This window comes from Cellulomonas sp. GbtcB1, assembly GCF_019091725.1.
In the GTDB taxonomy this organism is placed as follows: Bacteria; Actinomycetota; Actinomycetes; order Actinomycetales; family Cellulomonadaceae; genus Cellulomonas.
Window position 1 is genome coordinate 1 of the sequence record NZ_JAGXJG010000441.1, and the last position, 244, is coordinate 244.

Here is a 244-nt window from a genome sequence, read left to right on the forward strand (position 1 = left end):
GCTCCCCGAGGACCCGCCCCCGCCCGGGCGCACCGGGCTGTCCTGCCAGCCCGCCTCGACCGCGGTGTCGACCCTCGGCCCGGTGCGCCGCCGGCACCTCGGCCTCGCGCACCTCGTGACCGCGGGCAACCGTGCGGACGTGTCCGGCAACTACCTCATGCAGTTCTGGCAGGACGACGACGCGACGGACGTAATGGAGCTGTACGTAGAGTCGATCGGCATCACATGCAACTTCTCCCGCCTC

At 71.3% G+C, this 244-nt stretch carries 1 protein-coding gene; it reads left to right on the forward strand.

The genetic code is table 11. The features are described from left to right. Window positions 1–244 (forward strand): hypothetical protein (locus KVT14_RS20980; protein ID WP_217617354.1); only part of this gene is annotated, 244 nt, incomplete at both ends.